This window comes from Enterobacter sp. NFIX59, assembly GCF_900113755.1.
Taxonomy (GTDB): Bacteria; Pseudomonadota; Gammaproteobacteria; order Enterobacterales; family Enterobacteriaceae; genus Enterobacter; species Enterobacter pseudoroggenkampii.
In genome coordinates this window covers 607,704-628,177 of sequence record NZ_FOQN01000002.1, presented here as the reverse complement: position 1 = coordinate 628,177, position 20,474 = coordinate 607,704, and the positions used below count along the sequence as shown (strand labels likewise).

13 protein-coding genes are annotated in these 20,474 nt (G+C 57.8%); 5 read left to right on the top strand and 8 right to left on the bottom strand.

Translation table 11 applies throughout. The features are described 5' to 3' along the window. The first annotated feature begins 2 nt into the window (after positions 1 to 2). Positions 3 to 500 carry a ClpXP protease specificity-enhancing factor gene (sspB, locus tag BM007_RS11875; RefSeq protein WP_090418959.1) on the top strand — a complete coding sequence of 166 codons (498 nt, stop codon included), beginning with the start codon at positions 3 to 5 and terminating at the stop codon, positions 498 to 500. Between the two features lie 29 nt (positions 501 to 529). Here sspB and gltD read toward each other — a convergent pair whose 3' ends face one another. Together gltD and gltB are read right to left on the bottom strand one after the other, a co-directional pair. Continuing rightward, entirely contained in the window at positions 530 to 1,948 is a 1,419-nt protein-coding gene (gltD, locus tag BM007_RS11870) for a glutamate synthase subunit GltD (protein ID WP_023309377.1), read from the bottom strand. A 9-nt stretch (positions 1,949 to 1,957) separates the two neighbouring features. Continuing rightward, positions 1,958 to 6,418: a glutamate synthase large subunit gene (gltB, locus tag BM007_RS11865; RefSeq protein ID WP_032650412.1), complete on the bottom strand. Its 4,461-nt coding sequence runs from the start codon at positions 6,416 to 6,418 to the stop codon at positions 1,958 to 1,960. Positions 6,419 to 7,105: 687 nt separating this feature from the next. Here gltB and BM007_RS11850 point away from each other — a divergent pair. Further along, a complete protein-coding gene (locus tag BM007_RS11850) occupies positions 7,106 to 8,047 on the top strand; it encodes a tRNA modification radical SAM protein MnmL/YtqA (RefSeq protein ID WP_139210906.1) in 942 nt (313 codons plus the stop codon). Here the strand turns inward: BM007_RS11850 and BM007_RS11845 are convergent. Continuing rightward, entirely contained in the window at positions 8,027 to 9,529 is a 1,503-nt protein-coding gene (locus tag BM007_RS11845; RefSeq protein ID WP_023309371.1) for a helicase HerA-like C-terminal domain-containing protein, read from the bottom strand. The two genes, BM007_RS11850 and BM007_RS11845, sit on opposite strands and share 21 nt — an antisense overlap. A 137-nt stretch (positions 9,530 to 9,666) precedes the next feature. Here BM007_RS11845 and BM007_RS11840 point away from each other — a divergent pair, with 137 nt between their 5' ends. After that, positions 9,667 to 11,301, top strand: coding sequence for a dihydroxyacetone kinase subunit DhaK (locus BM007_RS11840; RefSeq protein WP_090418881.1), 1,635 nt, complete (start codon positions 9,667 to 9,669; stop codon positions 11,299 to 11,301). A 49-nt stretch (positions 11,302 to 11,350) separates the two neighbouring features. Here BM007_RS11840 and BM007_RS11835 read toward each other — a convergent pair whose 3' ends face one another. The 5 genes from BM007_RS11835 to pepA form a co-directional block, all read right to left on the bottom strand. After that, complete coding sequence (locus BM007_RS11835; protein WP_032650403.1) at positions 11,351 to 12,370, bottom strand: NADPH-dependent aldehyde reductase Ahr; 1,020 nt, start codon at positions 12,368 to 12,370, stop codon at positions 11,351 to 11,353. A gap of 83 nt (positions 12,371 to 12,453) precedes the next feature. Continuing rightward, positions 12,454 to 12,957, bottom strand: a complete 504-nt coding sequence (locus BM007_RS11830; RefSeq protein WP_024906342.1) for a GNAT family N-acetyltransferase — start codon at positions 12,955 to 12,957, stop codon at positions 12,454 to 12,456. A 123-nt stretch (positions 12,958 to 13,080) separates the two neighbouring features. Beyond that, positions 13,081 to 15,936, bottom strand: coding sequence for a valine--tRNA ligase (locus BM007_RS11825; protein WP_032650401.1), 2,856 nt, complete (start codon positions 15,934 to 15,936; stop codon positions 13,081 to 13,083). After that, complete coding sequence (gene holC / locus BM007_RS11820; protein WP_008502815.1) at positions 15,936 to 16,379, bottom strand: DNA polymerase III subunit chi; 444 nt, start codon at positions 16,377 to 16,379, stop codon at positions 15,936 to 15,938. The genes BM007_RS11825 and holC overlap by 1 nt, the downstream gene beginning before the upstream one ends. 118 nt (positions 16,380 to 16,497) lie before the next feature. Then, positions 16,498 to 18,009 carry a leucyl aminopeptidase gene (pepA, locus tag BM007_RS11815; RefSeq protein WP_024906344.1) on the bottom strand — a complete coding sequence of 504 codons (1,512 nt, stop codon included), beginning with the start codon at positions 18,007 to 18,009 and terminating at the stop codon, positions 16,498 to 16,500. Between the two features lie 266 nt (positions 18,010 to 18,275). Here pepA and lptF point away from each other — a divergent pair, with 266 nt between their 5' ends. Next, positions 18,276 to 19,376 carry an LPS export ABC transporter permease LptF gene (lptF, locus tag BM007_RS11805; protein WP_024906345.1) on the top strand — a complete coding sequence of 367 codons (1,101 nt, stop codon included), beginning with the start codon at positions 18,276 to 18,278 and terminating at the stop codon, positions 19,374 to 19,376. Beyond that, positions 19,376 to 20,458, top strand: coding sequence for an LPS export ABC transporter permease LptG (gene lptG / locus BM007_RS11800; RefSeq protein ID WP_090418879.1), 1,083 nt, complete (start codon positions 19,376 to 19,378; stop codon positions 20,456 to 20,458). The genes lptF and lptG overlap by 1 nt, the downstream gene beginning before the upstream one ends. The last annotated feature ends 16 nt before the right edge of the window (positions 20,459 to 20,474 follow it).

Sequence of the window (20,474 nt, the reverse complement as noted above, 5' to 3'; positions counted from 1 at the left end):
CTGTGGAAATGTCACAACTTACCCCACGCCGTCCGTATCTGCTGCGCGCCTTCTATGAATGGCTGCTGGATAACCAGCTCACGCCGCACCTGGTTGTGGATGTGACGTTGCCGGGCGTGCTGGTTCCAATGGAATACGCGCGTGACGGACAGATCGTACTGAACATTGCGCCGCGTGCGGTGGGTAACCTGGAGCTGGCAAACGATGAAGTGCACTTCAACGCGCGTTTCGGCGGCGTGCCGCGTCAGGTTTCCGTACCTCTGGCAGCCGTGCTGGCTATCTACGCGCGTGAAAACGGTGCGGGTACCATGTTCGAGCCGGAAGCGGCGTATGATGAAGATGTTGCCAGCCTGAATGATGACAACGCATCCGATGAGCGCGAAAGCGACACGGTGATGTCACTTATTGATGGCGATAAACCCGATCATCACGACGACAATGACCCTGATGACGATCCGCCTCCGCGCGGTGGCCGTCCGGCTCTTCGCGTCGTGAAATAAAAAAAACAGGCCCAATCGGGCCTGTTTTTTTACACTTCCAGGTAGTTCAGTATACCGTCAGCCGCCTTGCGGCCTTCGGCAATCGCCGTCACCACCAGGTCAGAACCGCGAACGATATCGCCACCGGCGAAGATTTTCGGGTTGCTGGTCTGGAACGCGTTATCGCTGCCTTCTGGCGCAATCACGCGGCCCTGCGAATCCAGCTCAACGCTGTGCTTCGCCAGCCACTCCATGCTGTGAGGACGGAAACCGAACGCCATCACCACGGCATCGGCCGGGATCACGTGTTCAGAACCGGCGACGATTTCCGCACGACGACGGCCTTTCGCATCCGGTGCCCCCATCTCCGTGCGCGCCATCTTCACGCCGCTCACTTTACCGTTGGCATTCACTTCAATACCCAGAGGCTGGATGTTGAACTGGAACTCCACGCCCTCTTCACGCGCGTTTTTCACTTCGCGTTTAGAACCCGGCATGTTCTCTTCGTCACGACGGTAGGCGCAGATCACGTGTGCCGCATTCTGACGAATGGAGGTACGCACGCAGTCCATCGCGGTATCACCGCCGCCCAGCACCACCACGCGTTTGCCTTCCATGCTGACGAAAGGCTCATCGGCGGTTTCGCCGTAGCCCATGATCTGCTTGGTGTTGGCAATCAGGAACGGCAGCGCGTCGTACACGCCCGGCGCGTCTTCGTTCTCCAGACCGCCGCGCATGGACTGATAGGTGCCCACGCCCAGGAACACGGCGTCGTAATCCTTCAGCAGGTCGTCGAGCTGCACGTCGCGGCCCACTTCCACGTTCAGTTTGAACTCAATGCCCATGCCGGTGAAGATTTCACGGCGACGGGTCATGACCTCTTTTTCCAGCTTGAAGGCCGGGATACCGAAGGTTAGCAGACCGCCGATCTCCGGATGACGGTCAAAGACCACCGCCTTCACGCCGTTGCGGGTCAGCACGTCCGCACAGGCCAGGCCCGCCGGGCCCGCGCCGATGATCGCCACGCGCTTGTCGGTTTGCTTCACGCCGGTCATATCCGGACGCCAGCCCATCTCGAACGCTTTATCGTTGATATAGCGCTCGATGTTGCCGATGGTCACCGCGCCGAACTCGTCGTTCAGCGTACAGGAACCTTCGCACAGACGGTCCTGAGGACACACGCGGCCGCACACTTCCGGCAGGGTGTTGGTCTGGTGAGACAGCTCGGCGGCTTCAAAAATACGTCCTTCGTTGGCCAGCTTCAGCCAGTTCGGGATGTAGTTATGTACCGGGCATTTCCATTCGCAGTAAGGGTTACCGCAGGACAGGCAGCGGTCTGCCTGCGCTTTGGCCTGGCCCTCTGAAAACGGCTCGTAGATTTCAACAAATTCAATTTTGCGGATCTTCAGCGGTTTCTTTGGCGGATCAACACGCTGCAGGTCGATAAACTGGTATACGTTCTGGCTCATCTGAATTCCTTACTGCGCCTGCACGCGCAGCTCTGCTGCGCTACGACTACGGTGACCCAACAGGGCTTTAACATCGCTGGACTTCGGCTTAACCAGCGCGAATTTCGCAGAGAACGCTGGCCAGTTCGCCAGGATCTCTTCGCCGCGCGAAGAACCGGTATGCTGCACGTGTTCGGTGATCAAACCGCGCAGATGTTCTTCGTGGATAGCCAGCGTATCAACGTCCAGCACTTCCACCAGCTCCGGGTTCACGCGTTTGCGGAACTCACCGTCTTCATCCAGGACGTAGGCAAAACCACCCGTCATGCCCGCGCCAAAGTTCACGCCGGTTTTACCCAGAACGCAAACAATCCCGCCCGTCATGTATTCACAACCGTTATCGCCAATGCCTTCCACCACGGTGATGGCACCGGAGTTACGCACCGCAAAACGCTCGCCCGCACGGCCTGCTGCGAACAGACGACCGCCGGTCGCGCCGTACAGGCAGGTGTTACCGATGATGCTGGCTTCATGGCTGCGGAAAGCTGAGCCGACCGGAGGACGCACCGCCAGCAGACCGCCCGCCATGCCTTTGCCGACGTAGTCGTTGGCATCGCCGGTCAGGTAAAGCTCAACGCCGCCTGCGTTCCACACGCCGAAGCTCTGACCCGCAGTACCGCTGAAGTGCGCGGTAATCGGATCCGCCGCCAGCCCCTGGTCACCGTGCGTTTGCGCGATATAACCGGAAAGGGAGGCGCCCACGGAGCGGTCGGTGTTGCGGATATCAAACCAGAACGTTTTGCTCTGCTTGTCGTCCACGTACGGCTTCGCCTGCTGCAGCAGCTGTGCGTTCAGCACGCCGTTATCGAACGGCGGGTTGTTCTCGGTGCAGTAGACCGCTTTGCCAGGGTGCGGCTGCGCGGTTTCCAGCAGCTTAGACAGCTCCAGCTTCTGCTGCTTCGCCGTGAAGCCTTCCAGCTCTTTCAGCAGGTCGGTACGACCAATCAGATCCACCAGACGTTTAACGCCCAGCTGCGCCATCAGCTCGCGGGTTTCGCGGGCGATGAAGTCAAAGTAGTTGGTTACTTTGAACGGCAGACCGTGATAGTGATTCTTACGCAGCTTCTCGTCCTGGGTTGCCACGCCGGTTGCGCAGTTGTTCAGGTGGCAAATACGCAGGTATTTACAGCCAAGCGCAACCATTGGGCCGGTACCGAAGCCGAAGCTTTCCGCGCCGAGGATCGCCGCCTTGATGATGTCGAGGCCGGTTTTCAGACCACCGTCCACCTGCAGGCGGATCTTATGACGCAGACCGTTAGCCACCAGCGCCTGCTGGGTTTCCACCAGGCCAAGCTCCCACGGACAGCCCGCATATTTCACGGAGGAGAGCGGGCTTGCACCGGTACCGCCGTCGTAGCCGGCGATGGTGATGAGGTCCGCATAGGCTTTCGCCACGCCGGTGGCGATGGTGCCGACCCCCGGTTCGGAAACCAGCTTCACGGAGATCATCGCCTTCGGGTTGACCTGCTTCAGGTCGAAAATCAGCTGCGCTAAGTCCTCGATAGAGTAGATATCGTGGTGCGGCGGCGGGGAGATCAGCGTCACGCCCGGTACCGAGTAGCGCAGTTTGGCGATGTACGGGGTAACTTTATCACCCGGCAGCTGGCCGCCTTCGCCCGGTTTCGCACCCTGAGCGACTTTAATCTGAATCACGTCGGCGTTGACCAGGTACGCTGGCGTTACGCCAAAGCGACCGGATGCCACCTGCTTGATACGGGACACCTTGTTGGTGCCGTAACGGGCCGGATCTTCACCGCCTTCGCCGGAGTTAGAGTTGCCGCCGATACTGTTCATGGCTTCCGCCAGCGCTTCGTGGGCTTCCGGGCTCAGCGCGCCGATGGACATCGCCGCGGTGTCGAAGCGTTTGAACAGTTCGGATGCCGGTTCAACGTCGTCAATGCTGACCGCTTCATCACCCGGATTCAGGGCAATGAGGTCGCGCAGCGTTGCCGCCGGACGGTTGTTCACCAGCTCAGCGTACTGCTGATAATCACGGTATTCGCCGCTCTGAACCGCCTGCTGCAGCGTGCGCACCACGTCCGGGTTGTAGGCGTGGTATTCGCCGCCGTGAACGTATTTCAGCAGACCGCCCTGATCCAGCGGCTTACGTGCCAGCCAGGCGCGTTTGGACAGGTTCACCAGATCCTGCTGGAAGTCAGCAAAACCGGCGCCGCCGATGCGGCTGACCACGCCCTGGAAGCAGAGGTTGGCGACCTCGTCATGCAGGCCGACCGCTTCAAACAGCTTCGAGCAGCGGTAGGAGGCAATGGTCGAGATGCCCATTTTGGACATGATCTTGTACAGACCTTTGTTGATGCCGTTACGGTAGTTCAGCATCACCGCGCGGTAATCTTTGTCGATCGCGCGGGTATCCACCAGACGGGCCAGCGTTTCGTAGGCCAGGTACGGGTAGATCGCCGTCGCACCGAAGCCTAACAGCACGGCAAAGTGGTGCGGATCGCGCGCGCTTGCGGTTTCCACAATGATGTTGGCGTCGCATCGCAGGCTCTTATCGACCAGACGCGTCTGGATAGCGCCCACCGCCATCGGGGCCGGTACCGGCAGACGGTTTTTCGCGATGTTGCGGTCGGACAGCACCAGCAGCACGGTACCGTTACGCACCATCTGTTCGGCTTTGTCACACAGCGCATTCACCGTCTCTTCGAGGCTCGCTTCGTTCACGTCGAAGGTAATGTCGAGCGTGTCGGCGCGGTAGTGCTCCTCTTTCATGGTGGTGAGCTGTTTGAAATCGGAGTACAGCAGGATCGGCGATTTAAAGGTCAGACGGTGTGCCTGGCCTTCGGCCTCGCAGAAGACGTTCATCTCGCGACCGATGCTGGTGGCCAGCGACATCACGTGCGCTTCACGCAGCGGGTCGATCGGCGGGTTGGTGACCTGCGCGAACTGCTGACGGAAGTAATCGTAAATGATGCGCGGCTGGCTGGAGAGCACGGCAAACGGGGTATCGTCACCCATCGAGCCGACCGCTTCCTGGCCGTTCTCACCGAGCACGCGGATGACGGAGTCCAGCTCTTCTGCGCTGTAGTTAAACTGCTTCTGGTAGCTTGCGAGGGTATCGTCGTCCAGCTCGCGGCTGCCCACTTCTTCGTCCGACAGATCTTCGAACGGCACCAGACGACGCACGTTCTTCTCCATCCACTCTTTGTACGGATGGCGGCTTTTCAGATCGTTGTCGGTTTCGGCGGAGTGCAGGATGCGCCCACCGCGGGTGTCGATTACCATCAGCTCGCCCGGACCGACGCGGCCTTTCTCGACCACTTCGTCAGGCTGGTAATCCCAGATACCGACTTCAGAGGCGCAGGTGATGAGCTTGTCTTTGGTGATGACGTAGCGCGCCGGACGCAGACCGTTACGGTCCAGGTTACAGGCGGCAAAACGGCCGTCGGACATGACGATGCCCGCCGGGCCGTCCCACGGCTCCATGTGCATGGAGTTAAAGTCGAAGAACGCGCGCAGCTCAGGATCCATATCCGGGTTGTTCTGCCAGGCCGGCGGCACGAGCAGACGCATAGCACGCACGATGTCCATCCCGCCCGCCAGCAGCAGTTCCAGCATGTTATCCATCGAGCTGGAGTCAGAGCCGGTTTCGTTCACGAACGGTGCGGCATCGTGCAGATCGGGGATCAGTGGCGTCTGGAACTTATAGGTACGGGCGCGGGCCCACTGGCGGTTACCGGTGATGGTGTTGATCTCGCCGTTGTGCGCCAGGTAGCGGAACGGCTGAGCCAGCGGCCAGCGTGGAACGGTGTTGGTGGAGAAGCGCTGGTGGAACAGGCAAATGGCCGATTCCAGACGCAGGTCCGCCAGGTCCAGGTAGAAGCGCGGCAGGTCAGCCGGCATACACAGACCTTTATAAATGTTCACCAGGTTAGAGAGGCTACAGACGTAGAACTCTTTATCGTCCTGGAGACGTTTTTCAATACGGCGGCGGGCAATAAACAGACGGCGTTCCATATCACGCGGACGCCAGCCCGCAGGCGCGTTGACGAAAATCTGTTCAATACGAGGCAGCGAGGAGAGGGCGATTTCACCGAGTACCCCTTCGTTGGTTGGCACATTGCGCCAGCCGACAATCGACAGGGTTTCACGCTGAAGTTCTTCTTCGACGATGCGGCGTGAGGCGGCAGCCTTTTCAGGATCCTGATTCAGGAACAGCATGCCGACAGCGTAGTTTTTGGCTAAACGCCAGCCGCGCTCTTCCGCCACGATGCGGAAGAAACGATCCGGTTTTTGCAGCAGCAGGCCGCAACCGTCGCCGGTTTTACCATCGGCAAGGATGGCGCCACGGTGCTGCATACGGGCCAGTGCGTGAATAGCAGTACGCACTACCTTGTGGCTAGGTTCGCCTTCTATGTGGGCGATCAGGCCGAAACCACAGTTATCCTTCTCAAGGGATTTATCGTACAACATATCAGTGAACCTCCCCAGGCTCGTCGGGCTTCCCACTGAACTTTACCGTGGCGCACAGGCACAGAAAGAGCATGGCGACGGGGTTTGCGTTTCATACGCGGACCTCGCATTCGCCCTCTTTTTCATCCTTTCGCGCAGGTAAACAAGTTTGAGGACTTGCTTCAGAGGGAATCTCAATTACTGCATAAATATGATGAGCAGGCCGCTCATCCAGAAAGCTTCCAGCGGATTTCCAACTTATCGGGAATTGGTACACAGGTCAAATGGCATTCTTATTTATACAAAAATGTGCTAAAGAGAGTTTATCTAATTGTAATTAAACGATATTTAACTATATTTACATTGATTGTATGCCCTGACAGGACGTAGCGGAGTGTGATCTGACTCACTATATGTAAGCGGTATTATCAATGTAGCGTGCTGAATAGCGGTTTTATAGCAGAATAATAATCTGGCATTGTCTTCAAACCCGCATAAAGTTACTGTTTTTCAGTGGCGGCGCTATAAATGAAAAAAACAATCAGAACATAAGGAAAAGTAATCACGAGTGGCGTGAATGAAATTGCAGTAATCCTGAGTATTTATTCATATAGATAAAGGCCGTCCAGGGCGATTGATCCAGGTCATCGCCGACAGAGGCTAAAAGTGGCAGGCTTGTCCCCTTTCTTCGGGACGGTCTATCAGATTATGCAGTTACAGAAATTAGTCAATATGTTTGGTGGGGATCTTTTGCAGCGGTACGGGCAAAAGGTTCACAAGCTGACGCTGCACGGCGGGTTTAGCTGCCCGAATCGTGATGGCACCATCGGGCGCGGCGGCTGCACCTTCTGTAACGTTGCGTCCTTTGCTGACGAAGCCCAGCAGCATAAATCTATCGCGGAACAGCTTGCCCATCAGGCCAGCCTGGTGAACCGCGCGAAGCAATATCTGGCCTATTTCCAGGCCTACACCAGCACGTGGGCGGAGGTGCAGGTGCTGCGCTCTATGTATCAGCAGGCCGTCAGCCAGGCTAACATCGTTGGGCTGTGCGTGGGCACGCGCCCGGACTGCGTGCCGGACGCGGTGCTGGACCTGCTCAGCGAGTACAAAGAACAAGGCTACGAGATCTGGCTGGAGCTGGGCCTGCAAACCGCGCACGACAAAACCCTGCACCGTATTAACCGTGGCCATGATTTCGCCTGCTACCAGCGCACCACGCGCCTGGCCCGCGAGCGCGGGCTGAAGGTCTGTTCGCACCTGATTGTTGGGTTACCCGGTGAAGGTCAACCGCATGGTCTTGAAACGCTGGAAAAGGTGGTTGAGACCGGCGTGGACGGCATTAAGCTGCACCCGCTGCATATCGTTACGGGAAGCATTATGGCGAAAGCCTGGGAAGCGGGGCGGTTAAGCGGTATTGCGCTTGAGGACTATTCAGTGACGGCGGGGGAGATGATTCGCCACACGCCGCCGGAAATTGTCTACCACCGTATTTCGGCCAGCGCCCGCCGTCCAACGCTTCTGGCACCGCTATGGTGTGAGAACCGCTGGACGGGGATGGTGGAAATCGACCGCTATCTGCAGGAGAACGGTGTACAGGGTTCGGCGCTGGGCCGCCCGTGGATTCCCCGTCTACCGGCGACGGCCGCCTAACAGACTCCCCAGCATGCCGCGCACGATCTGATTGGTGACCTGTCGCGCCGCGCTTTTCGCCATGGTCTGTACCACGCCGTCGCGCTTGCCGCCACGCGGCCCGGTGCTGCCGAACAGGATGTCTTTGAGCCCTCCGAGAATACCGTCATCCACGGCGACAGACTGTCCTTTAGCGGCGGGCGCATCCTGCGATTCGGTGGTCGCCTGTACCCCTTTTTGCAGCATCTCAAAAGCGGACTCGCGATCCACCTCGTCTTCGTACTTCCCGTAAACCGGAGAGTGGTTAATCAGGCCGTTACGTTCATCGTCGGTAACCGGCCCCATGCGCGAGCAGGGGGCAATCACCATGGCGCGTTCCACCACGGACGGGCTGCCCTTCGCATCCAGGAAAGAGATCAGCGCTTCACCAGTGCCTAACGCCTGAATCGCCGCTTCAGTATCAAAGGCAGGATTGGCGCGCATGGTTTGCGCGGCGGCTTTCACCGCTTTCTGATCTTTCGGCGTAAAGGCGCGCAGGGCGTGCTGCACGCGGTTACCGAGCTGACCGAGCACGTTATCCGGGATATCCGACGGGTTTTGCGAGACAAACCAGACGCCGACGCCTTTGGAGCGGATCAGGCGAATGACCTGTTCAATTTTATCCAGCAATACCTGCGGCGCGTCGTTAAACAGCAGATGCGCCTCGTCAAAGAAGAACACCAGCTTCGGTTTTTCCAGATCGCCCGCTTCCGGTAGCTGTTCATACAGTTCGGAGAGCATCCACAGTAGGCTGGCGGCGTAGAGCTTTGGCATCTGGTAGAGTTTTTCCGAACTCAGAATGTTGATGATGCCTTTGCCGCTGCTGTCGGTGCGCATCCAGTCTTTGATATCCAGCATTGGCTCGCCAAAGAAGTGTTCGGCACCCTGTTGCTCCAGGGTCAGTAGCCCACGCTGAATGGCGCCCACCGAGGCGCTGCTGATGTTGCCGTACTGGTTCTGGAAGGATTTAGCGTTATCGCCGATGTATTGGGTAATGGCGCGCAGATCTTTAAAATCAAGCAGCAACAGCCCCTGATCGTCGGCAATGCGGAAGATAATATTCAGCACGCCGGACTGCACGTCATTGAGGTTAAGCAGACGGGCCAGCAGCAGCGGGCCGAGATCGGAGACGGTGGCGCGCACCGGATGGCCTTTCTCACCAAAGATATCCCACACCACTACCGGATTGTTATGCGGCGTCCAGTCCGTGATGCCTATATTCTTCAGCCGTTCGAGCAGTTTTTCAGAGGCCGTCCCTTCCTGAGCGACACCGGTTAAATCGCCTTTCACGTCAGCCATAAAGACCGGCACGCCAATCTCCGAAAGCGACTCCGCCAGCTTTTGCAGGGTGACGGTTTTCCCCGTCCCGGTCGCGCCGGTGATCAAACCGTGGCGGTTCGCCATCGCGGGCAGTAAATACAGCTCTTTTTCCAGCGTCCGGGCAATTAACAATGGTGTACTCATGATGCGCTTCCTCTCTTAGTCCTGGGTGGAGTATAGGCAACCTGATAGCAATTTGGTTGAGTAAATTCCTGACTTTGCGGCGCATTATCCAGCGCGGACTATGCTTTTGCATACGGTTCACAAAATAGTGGGAAACTATGTCCAGATTCTTCTTTAACGATCGCAAACAGCTGGTCAACGATGCCATTGAAGGCATACTGCTTTCTGCGCCACATGCCAATCTCGTCAAGCTTGATATCGATCCGGCCATCAGGATCGTCGCACGCGGCGACTGGGACAAAAGCCGCGTGGCAGTGATCTCCGGCGGAGGCTCAGGCCACGAACCCGCACACGCCGGGTTTGTCGGCAAAGGGATGCTGACGGCGGCGGTATGTGGCGATCTGTTTGCCTCGCCGAGCGTGGATGCGGTGCTGAATGCCATTGTGGCGGTCACGGGCGATCGCGGCTGTCTGCTGATCGTCAAAAACTACACCGGCGATCGCCTGAACTTTGGTCTGGCGGCAGAAAAGGCCAAACGCTACGGTCTTAAGGTGGAGATGGTGATCGTGGCGGACGATATCGCGCTGCCGGACAACAAGCAGCCGCGCGGTATTGCCGGTACGGCACTGGTGCATAAGATTGCGGGCTATGCGGCGGAACAGGGGAAATCGTTGAGCGAGGTGCGGGAGATTGCGCAACAGGCCTGCGACAACCTCTGGAGCCTGGGCGTGGCGATGCAAACCTGTAACCTGCCGGGCAGCGACGATGAAGAGGGGCGCATTAAGCAAGGCCACGTCGAGCTGGGTCTGGGCATTCACGGCGAGCCCGGCGCTTCCGTCGTAGATACGCAGAACAGCAAAGCGATTATCGACACGCTGGTGACGCCGCTACGCGCGCAGGCGGGAGAGGGGCGCTTTGCGGTATTGATTAACAATCTTGGCGGCGTATCGGCGCTGGAGATGGCGCTGCTGACCAAAGAGCTGGCGCATTCGGCGCTGAAAGAGGAGATCGCGTATCTGATAGGCCCCGCGCCGCTGGTGAGCGCGCTGGACATGAAGGGCTTTTCGCTCACGCTGCTGAAGCTCAACGATTTCTTCGAAAAGGCGATTCACGCCGAGGTTGAAACGCTGGGCTGGCAGAAGCCCGTGGCGTTTGCGCCGCTGCGCACCGTGGCGCATAGCGCCATTCATGACCGTGTGGAGTATACCCCCTCTGACAATCCGCAGGTGCGTGCATTTGTCTCCTCCGTGTCGACAACGCTGATCCAGCTGGAAAACCGCCTGAACGCGCTGGATGCCAAAGTGGGCGACGGTGATACCGGCTCCACCTTTGCGCAAGGGGCGCGGGATATTGCGCAGCGTCTGGAGCAGAACACGCTCCCGCTTAATGACGTGCCTAAGCTGCTGCTGCTGGTTGGCGAGCGGCTTGCAACGGTGATGGGCGGATCGAGCGGCGTATTGATGTCGATCTTCTTTACGGCGGCCGGACAAAAGCTGCATGACGGACACGCCCTGCCGGATGCGCTGTTGAGCGGACTGGCGCAGATGAAGCAGTACGGCGGAGCGGATCTTGGCGATCGCACGCTGATCGATGCGCTGCAACCGGCGCTGGAGGCGTTACAGAAAGGCAATATTCAGGCGGCAGCGCAGGCCGCGCTGCAGGGCGCAGAAGCAACGTCGAAAATGGCGAAAGCCGGCGCGGGACGCTCGTCGTATGTCAATAAAGAGAACCTGGATGGGGTGATGGATCCGGGAGCGGTCGCGGTAGCGGAAGTATTTAACGAATTGGCGTAGCAGTGAAAGTAGGCCGGGTAAGGCGAAGCCGCCACCCGGCAAACTCACATCAGAAATCCGCTTTCAACACCACGCGGTAGCGGGCTTTGCCGTCACGCACGTGCTGGATTGCTTCGTTGATTTTCGACATCGGATAGAGTTCGGTGGTCGGGGCCACTTTGGTGCGTCCGGCAAACTTCATCAGCTTGCGCAACTCAAACGGCGTACCGGTCGCGGAGCCTGACACGCTGCGATCGCCGCCGATCAGGGTAAACGCCGGAACCGGCAGCGGCTTCATCACGGCACCTACGGTATGGAAGTTACCGCCATAGGCCAGCGCTTCAAAGTACGGCTGCCAGTTGAGATCGACGTTAACGGTGTTGATGATCAGGTCAAACTGACCCGCCAGCGCGTTCAGTGCTTCAGGATCGCGGCTGTTCACGACTTTATCCGCACCCATCGCCAGCACTTCTTTCTCTTTCGCCGGGTTCGAGCTGAACGCCGTGACTTCGCAGCCCATCGCGTGCAGCAGCTTGATGGCGATATGCCCAAGGCCACCAATACCGATGACGCCCACGCGGCTGGTGGCGGTGATATGGTGCATCAGCAGGGGTTTGAAGACGGTGATACCGCCGCACAGCAGCGGACCGGCGGATTCGATATCAATGCTGTCCGGCAGCGGGATGACCCATTGCCAGTCGGCGCGCAGCTTGTCGGCGAAACCGCCTTTGTTCAGAATGGTGGGAACGGCGCCTTCGAGGCAGTTGATCTGATTACCGCTGATACAGGCATCGCAGTGACCACAGCTGCGCGCTGTCCAGCCAATGCCTACGCGCTGGCCCACTTTCAGCCCTTTGTCCTGCGCGGCGCTACCGAGCGCCACGACGCGGCCAATGACCTCGTGCCCGGCAATCAGTGGATAGCTTGAAAAGCCCCATTCGTTGTCGATCATCGAGAGATCCGAGTGGCAGATCCCGCAGTAATCAACCTGTACTTCGACGTCTTCTGCTTTTAGTTCGCCCGCGTCGTACTCGTACAGCTCAAGTTCTGCACCCGCCTGCGGTGCGGCGTAGCTTTTTATCTTTGACATCGTGTTTCCCCCGTTGTGGTGTGAACTGAGAGTGTAGAGTATTCAGTTCAGCGCCGCTTAACAGAAGGGGGCAGCAAAGATATTTACAGACTTTTCAGCATCCTGACTTCGCAATCAACATGGCCGGTACAGCCCAGCGGCGCATCGATATGCTCAAAGCCCAGATGTTCATACAGGCCGATGGCCTCTTTGAGGAAGGCGGTCGTTTCCAGGTAGCACCGGGTAAAGCCCTGCTTGCGCGCGTGGTCCAGCGCCATCAGCGCCAGCTTTTTTGCCAGTCCTTGTCCGCGCGCCGCTGGCAGGAAATACATTTTCTGCAGCTCGCAGATGTCCGGCTCGCTGCAGCTGAGGGGCGCCACGCCGCCACCGCCCACCACCTGGCCATTCTGCTCGATTACCCAGTAGGCATGCCCTGGCTGGCTGTAGAGCTGGAAAAGCGCGTCCAGGTTCGGGTCCGCAACCGTGTAGCCTTTGTCAGCCGTCAGGCCATATTCGGCAGAAACGGTGCGAATAACGGCGGCGATAGCCGGGTTATCCTGCTCAGTGATCCGACGCATCGTCGTCGCGACGGGGGTAATCACGCTCATAGCATTACTCATTACAAAAATTGACACATAACTGCTGTTAATAGCACCGCAGAAGGGGGAGTGCAAGCGAGGAGTTTTCAGGAAGGTTACCCCTTACGCCCTGAAGCGTAAGGGGTAAAAGCATTACAGCGCGGCGATAACCGCCTGCTGCTCAATCAGCTTGGTCTTCGCATCGGCGAAGGCAACCAGACGCTCACGCTCTTTCGCGATGACCGCTTCCGGCGCGCGGGCGACAAAGCCTTCGTTCGCCAGCTTGCCTTCGATTTTGCCAATTTCCACGTCGACTTTCGCCACTTCTTTCGCCAGACGAGCCAGCTCAGCGTCTTTGTCGATCAGACCTGCCATTGGGATCAGCAGCTCGGCGCCGTCGATGATTTTGGTCACGGAAACCGGACCTTTGTCATCCGCAGGCAGCACGGTGATGCTTTCCAGACGCGCCATGGTCTTCAGGAAAGTGTTGTTCTCGGTGACGCGACGAACAGCCGCTTCGCTGCAGCCGCGCAGCAGCAATTCCAGCGGTTTGCCCGGGGCGATGTTCATTTCAGCACGAATGTTACGCACCGCCACGATCGCCTGTTTCAGCCACTCGGTATCCGCGGACGCCGCTTCATCAACCTTAGCCGCATCGAATTCCGGGAACGGCTGCAGCATGATGGTGTCAGCGTTGATGCCTGCAATCACCTTCACGCGCTGCCAGATGGTTTCGGTGATAAATGGAATGACCGGATGCGCCAGGCGCAGCAGACCTTCCAGAACGGTAATCAGCGTGTTGCGCGTGCCGCGCAGTTCCGCCTCAGTACCGCCGTTCATCACCGGCTTCGCCAGCTCCAGATACCAGTCGCAGAACTGGTTCCAGGTGAATTCATACAGGATGCCCGCCGCGATATCGAAGCGGTAGCTGTCCAGCGCCTCGCGGAACGCTTTCACCGTCTGGTTGAATTCCGCCAGGATCCAGCGGTCCGCCAGAGACAGGGTCATTTCTCCGCCGTTGAAGCCGCAATCCTGATCTTCGGTGTTCATCAGCACGAAGCGGCTGGCGTTCCACAGCTTGTTACAGAAGTTACGGTAACCTTCCAGACGCTTCATGTCCCAGTTGATGTCACGGCCGGTAGAGGCCAGTGCCGCCAGGGTGAAGCGCAGGGCGTCGGTACCGTGAGACTCGATCCCGTTCGGGAACTGCTTCTCGGTGCGCTTGCGGATTTTCTCCGCCAGCTGCGGCTGCATCATGTTACCGGTACGTTTTTCCAGCAGCTCTTCCAGAGAGATACCGTCAACCATGTCCAGCGGGTCAATCACGTTACCCTTGGACTTGGACATCTTCTGGCCTTCGTCGTCGCGGATCAGACCAGTCATGTAGACGGTATGGAACGGAACCTGCGGCTTGCCGTCTTCGTCTTTGATGAAGTGCATGGTCATCATGATCATGCGGGCAATCCAGAAGAAGATAATGTCGAAGCCGGACACCATCACGCTGGTCGGGTGGAACTGACGCAGCGCGTCGGTGTTTTCTGGCCAGCCGAGGGTGGAGAAGGTCCACAGCGCGGAGGAGAACCAGGTATCCAGCACGTCTTCGTCCTGACGCAGGGCAACGTCCGCGCTCAGGTTGTTTTCCTGACGCACTTCGTCTTCGGTGCGGCCAACGTAGACGTTGCCGTCGTTGTCGTACCATGCCGGGATACGGTGACCCCACCACAGCTGACGGGAGATACACCAGTCCTGAATATCGCGCATCCAGGAGAAGTACATGTTTTCGTACTGCTTCGGCACGAACTGAATGCTGCCGTTCTCAACCGCTTCAACAGCCGGTTTCGCCAGCACGTCGGCACGCACGTACCACTGGTCGGTCAGCATTGGCTCGATCACCACGCCGCCACGGTCGCCGTACGGCACGGTCAGATCATGAGGTTTGATCTCTTCCAGCAGGCCGAGTGCGTCGACGGCAGCCACGATCGCTTTACGCGCGGCAAAGCGTTCCAGCTTCTGGAACTCCGCCGGGATGTCGCTGGAGTAAACGTCAGACTCTTCGCCTTTGGTGTCATACACTTCTGCGCTTTCACGGATATCACCGTCAAAGGTCAGGATGTTGATCATTGGCAGGGCGTGACGACGACCGACTTCATAGTCGTTAAAGTCGTGCGCAGGGGTGATTTTTACGCAGCCGGTGCCTTTTTCCATGTCGGCGTGTTCGTCGCCCACAATCGGAATACGGCGGTTTACCAGCGGCAGCACCACGAATTTGCCGATCAGATCTTTATAACGTGGATCTTCCGGGTTAACGGCCACGCCGGTATCGCCCAGCAGGGTTTCCGGACGGGTGGTTGCGACCACCAGGTAATCTTTACCGTCGGCGGTTTTTGCGCCATCGGCCAGCGGATAGCGGATGTGCCACATGGAGCCTTTAGACTCGCGGTTTTCCACTTCCAGGTCAGAGATGGCGGTGCGCAGTTTCGGATCCCAGTTTACCAGGCGCTTGCCACGGTAAATCAGATCTTCTTTATACAGGCGCACGAAGACTTCTTTCACGGCGTTGGACAGGCCTTCGTCCATGGTGAAGCGCTCGCGCTCCCAGTCCACGGAGTTGCCGAGACGGCGCATCTGACGGGTAATGGTGCCGCCGGATTCCGCTTTCCACTGCCAGATTTTGTCGATGAACGCGTCGCGACCGTAGTCGTGGCGGGTTTTTCCTTCTTCAGCGGCAATTTTACGCTCAACCACCATCTGGGTCGCGATACCCGCGTGGTCAGTCCCCGCCTGCCACAAGGTGTTTTTACCCTGCATGCGCTGGTAGCGGATCATGGTGTCCATGATGGTCTGCTGGAAAGCATGACCCATATGCAAACTGCCGGTGACGTTCGGCGGCGGGATCATGATGCAGAAGGACTCTTTGCTTTCGTCGCCGTTAGGCTTGAAATAGCCCTGCTGTTCCCAGTGCTCGTAAAGCGGCTGTTCGATATCGCGTGGGTTATATGTCTTTTCCATTATTTCCAGGTTGCCGTATTCAGGTTAAAACCAGCCAGGCGGTACGCTTTATAGCGTTCGCGCGCCAGTTGTTTCAAAGATTCTTCGTAAGGGACAAAGTCTACCACTTCTGTGAAAGCGGTGGCAAAATCTGCAAAATCTATCCGCAGGCTAATCAGAATATCGCGCGCGCTGCTGTTGCGCTTTTGCGGCCAGGCAATTTCAACCGGTGCTCCACCGCGCGGGCCTTCGCCCGACAGGTTATGCGGGACAAAACTCTCCGGCGGACGCGCCCACAGCGCCTCATCAAGGCGAATGGCCTGCTGTTCATCTTCACAGGCAATCAGAACGCGTTTACCTGCGCGCCAACGTTCTGCGGCAATTTCACACACCAGCTGTTCGACGGCGCTGAGGCCATCCTGATGGGTGTCGTTGTCCAGAAGGTAGAACGTTGCATTCTTCATATATGGGGCTTCTTGTCGTGGATTTAAATGCAAAGCCGGGTGGCGCTACGCTTACCCGGCCTACGGTTGAGTGACGCTGTAGGCCGGGTAAGGCGAAGCCGCCACCCGGCGTTTTACATCACTCGTCGCCGTTAAAACCCGCACGATTGAGCAGGAACTGCGACAGCAGCGCCACTGGACGACCGGTTGCGCCTTTGGCTTTGCCGGAGCGCCATGCGGTGCCCGCGATATCCAGGTGCGCCCAGTTGTACTTGCGGGTGAAGCGTGCCAGGAAGCAGCCCGCGGTGATCGCCCCGCCAGGACGTCCACCGATGTTTGCCATATCCGCGAAGTTAGACTCCAGCTGCTCCTGATATTCGTCACCCAACGGCAGACGCCATGCGCGGTCACCGGCCTGTTCCGAGGCGCCGATAAGCTCGTGCGCCAGCGGATTGTGGTTCGACATCAGGCCGGTGATGTGGTGACCCAGCGCAATCACGCAGGCACCGGTGAGGGTGGCGACGTCAATTACCGCTTCAGGCTCGAAGCGCTCAACGTAGGTCAGCACGTCACACAGCACCAGACGGCCTTCGGCGTCGGTGTTCAGCACTTCAACGGTCTGGCCGGACATGGTGGTCAGCACGTCACCCGGACGATAAGCACGCCCGCCAGGCATGTTTTCGCAGCCCGCCAGTACGCCGATAACGTTAATCGGCAGCTGAAGTTCAGCGACCATGCGCATCACGCCGTAAACCGCCGCCGCGCCGCACATATCGTATTTCATCTCGTCCATGCCTTCGGCAGGCTTGATGGAGATACCGCCGGAATCGAAGGTCAGGCCTTTACCGACCAGCACGACAGGGCGCGCGTCTTCGGCCGGGTTGCCCTTGTACTCGATGACGGACATCAGGGATTCATTCTGCGAGCCGTTACCGACCGCCAGGTAAGAGTGCATCCCGAGCTCTTTCATCTGCTGTTCGCCGATGACGCGGGTAATGACGTTTTTGCTGTAGGCGTCGGCCAGCTGACGCGCCTGAGAGGCCAGGTACGCCGCGTTACAGATGTTAGGCGGCATGTTGCCGAGATCTTTGGCCGCTTTAATGCCGGCTGCGATCGCCAGACCGTGCTGGATCGCGCGTTCGCCGCTGGTCAGTTCGCGACGGGTTGGCACGTTAAAGACCATTTTACGCAGCGGACGACGCGGCTCGCTTTTATTGGTCTTCAACTGATCGAAGCTGTAGAGGCTCTCTTTTGCCGTTTCGACCGCCTGACGCACTTTCCAGTAGGTGTTACGCCCTTTGACGTGCAATTCAGTCAGGAAGCAGACGGCTTCCATTGAGCCGGTATCATTCAGCGTATTGATTGTTTTCTGAATCACCTGCTTATACTGACGTTCATCCAGCTCGCGTTCTTTGCCGCAGCCAATCAGCAGAATACGCTCTGACAGTACGTTCGGAACATGGTGCAGTAACAGCGTCTGCCCAGGTTTGCCTTCCAGTTCGCCACGGCGCAGCAGGGCGCTAATATAGCCGTCACTGATTTTATCGAGTTGCTCGGCGATCGGGGAGAGTCGGCGTGGTTCAAAGACGCCCACAACGATGCAGGCACTCCGCTGTTTCTCCGGGCTACCGCTTTTTACACTGAACTCCATGCACTACGCTCCTGAATCTTAAAGACAACGGCGGCTGCTACGGATAGAATTGAAACCTTTCGTAACTCATGTCCGCTGTTGTGGTGACTTCGTGTTAATCTTACGTTACTACGGTTTCGACACGTCAGAAAAAGTCCTGAAGCGTGAATCCGCTGGATGTTTTAATCTTAGCGATGATTTCGACGACTCAAGAGAATAAATGACGTTTAAGCCATGAAACAAGCGAAATTCCTGCAAAGAGACGGGTTTTTACGGGCGTATTTAAAGTGATAATCATAAGATATCTGGTGCGGGAGACGCTCAAAAGCCAACTGGCGATCCTCTTCATCCTGCTGCTGATTTTTTTCTGTCAGAAGCTGGTTAAGATCCTCGGTGCGGCCGTTGACGGCGAAATTCCAACAAATCTGGTGCTTTCCCTGCTTGGTTTAGGGATCCCGGAAATGGCGCAGCTCATCCTGCCGCTAAGTCTTTTCCTTGGCCTGCTCATGACGCTTGGGAAACTCTACACCGAGAGTGAAATCACGGTGATGCATGCCTGTGGCCTGAGCAAAGCGGTACTGGTGAAAGCGGCCATGATACTGGCGCTGTTCACGGGTATTGTTGCCGCGGTGAATGTGATGTGGGCGGGCCCCATGTCTTCCCGTCATCAGGACGAAGTGCTGGCCGAAGCGAAAGCCAACCCCGGCATGGCGGCGTTAGCCCAGGGGCAGTTCCAGCAGGCGACCGACGGCAACTCCGTGCTGTTTATTGAGAGCGTTGACGGCAGTAAATTCAACGACGTCTTCCTGGCGCAGTTACGTCCCAAAGGTAACGCGCGTCCTTCCGTGGTGGTTGCAGATTCCGGTCAGCTTGCTCAGCGCAAAGATGGTTCTCAGATCGTGACGCTGAATAAAGGCACCCGTTTCGAAGGCACCGCGATGCTGCGCGACTTCCGTATCACGGATTTCCAGAACTATCAGGCCATTATCGGCCATCAGGCGGTGGCGCTCGATCCAACGGATACCGAGCAAATGGACATGCGGACCCTCTGGAATACCGATACCGACAGAGCGCGCGCTGAGTTCCACTGGCGTATTACGCTCGTCTTCACCGTGTTTATGATGGCGCTGATTGTCGTTCCGCTGAGCGTGGTGAACCCTCGCCAGGGACGCGTGCTCTCTATGCTGCCGGCGATGCTGCTTTACCTGATCTATTTCCTGCTGCAAACCTCGATTCGTTCTAACGGCGCGAAGGGTAAGCTGGACCCTATGGTCTGGACATGGTTCGTCAACAGCCTGTACATCTTACTGGCGCTAGGGTTAAACCTGTGGGATACGGTGCCTGTGCGCCGCATACGTGCCCGATTCTCGCGTAAAGGAGCCATCTAATGCAGGCGTTTGGCGTTCTTGATCGCTATATCGGTAAAACCATTTTTACCACCATCATGATGACCTTGTTCATGCTGGTGTCGCTCTCCGGCATTATCAAATTTGTCGATCAGCTGAAAAAAGCCGGGCAGGGGAGCTATGACGCGATGGGCGCGGGGATGTATACCCTGCTCAGTGTGCCGAAAGATGTGCAGATCTTCTTCCCGATGGCGGCCCTGCTGGGCGCGCTGCTGGGGCTGGGAATGCTGGCGCAGCGTAGTGAGCTGGTCGTTATGCAGGCCTCAGGCTTTACCCGCATGCAGGTTGCGCTGTCGGTAATGAAAACCGCGATCCCACTGGTGCTGTTGACCATGGCGATCGGCGAGTGGGTCGCGCCGCAGGGCGAACAGATGGCGCGTAACTACCGTGCGCAGGCAATGTACGGTGGCTCACTGCTCTCGACTCAACAAGGTTTATGGGCGAAAGACGGTAAAAACTTCGTCTACATCGAGCGGGTAAAGGGGAATGACGAACTGGGTGGGGTGAGCATCTACGCTTTCGATGACAAGCGCCGTCTGGAGTCCGTTCGCCACGCCTCTTCGGCGAAATTTGACGCCGAACATAAGCAGTGGCGGTTGTCCCAGGTTGATGAATCTAACCTGACCGATCCGAAACAGATTACGGGTTCTCAGACGGTAACCGGGACGTGGAAGACCAACCTGACGCCCGATAAGCTCGGGGTCGTGGCGCTGGATCCAGACGCGCTCTCCATCAGCGGTTTACACAACTATGTGAAATACCTGAAGTCGAGCGGGCAGGATGCGGGACGTTATCAGCTCAACATGTGGAGCAAAATCTTCCAGCCGATGTCCGTGGCGGTGATGATGCTGATGGCGCTGTCGTTTATCTTCGGCCCGTTACGCAGCGTGCCGATGGGCGTGCGCGTCGTGACCGGTATCAGTTTCGGCTTTGTGTTCTACGTGCTCGACCAGATCTTCGGTCCGCTGACGCTGGTTTATGGCATTCCGCCGATAATTGGTGCGCTGCTGCCAAGCGCCAGTTTCCTCCTGATCAGCCTCTGGCTGTTGTTGAAACGCTCCTGATTGACCTCTCCTCGCT

What these genes read in the sequence shown, in the direction of transcription:
- gltD (WP_023309377.1), bottom strand. Translation starts at nt 1,948, where the DNA reads ATGAGCCAGAACGTATACCAGTTTATCGACCTGCAGCGTGTTGATCCG.
- gltB (WP_032650412.1), bottom strand. Translation starts at nt 6,418, where the DNA reads ATGTTGTACGATAAATCCCTTGAGAAGGATAACTGTGGTTTCGGCCTG.
- BM007_RS11850 (WP_139210906.1), top strand. Translation starts at nt 7,106, where the DNA reads ATGCAGTTACAGAAATTAGTCAATATGTTTGGTGGGGATCTTTTGCAG.
- BM007_RS11845 (WP_023309371.1), bottom strand. Translation starts at nt 9,529, where the DNA reads ATGAGTACACCATTGTTAATTGCCCGGACGCTGGAAAAAGAGCTGTAT.
- BM007_RS11840 (WP_090418881.1), top strand. Translation starts at nt 9,667, where the DNA reads ATGTCCAGATTCTTCTTTAACGATCGCAAACAGCTGGTCAACGATGCC.
- BM007_RS11835 (WP_032650403.1), bottom strand. Translation starts at nt 12,370, where the DNA reads ATGTCAAAGATAAAAAGCTACGCCGCACCGCAGGCGGGTGCAGAACTT.
- BM007_RS11830 (WP_024906342.1), bottom strand. Translation starts at nt 12,957, where the DNA reads ATGAGCGTGATTACCCCCGTCGCGACGACGATGCGTCGGATCACTGAG.
- BM007_RS11825 (WP_032650401.1), bottom strand. Translation starts at nt 15,936, where the DNA reads ATGGAAAAGACATATAACCCACGCGATATCGAACAGCCGCTTTACGAG.
- holC (WP_008502815.1), bottom strand. Translation starts at nt 16,379, where the DNA reads ATGAAGAATGCAACGTTCTACCTTCTGGACAACGACACCCATCAGGAT.
- pepA (WP_024906344.1), bottom strand. Translation starts at nt 18,009, where the DNA reads ATGGAGTTCAGTGTAAAAAGCGGTAGCCCGGAGAAACAGCGGAGTGCC.
- lptG (WP_090418879.1), top strand. Translation starts at nt 19,376, where the DNA reads ATGCAGGCGTTTGGCGTTCTTGATCGCTATATCGGTAAAACCATTTTT.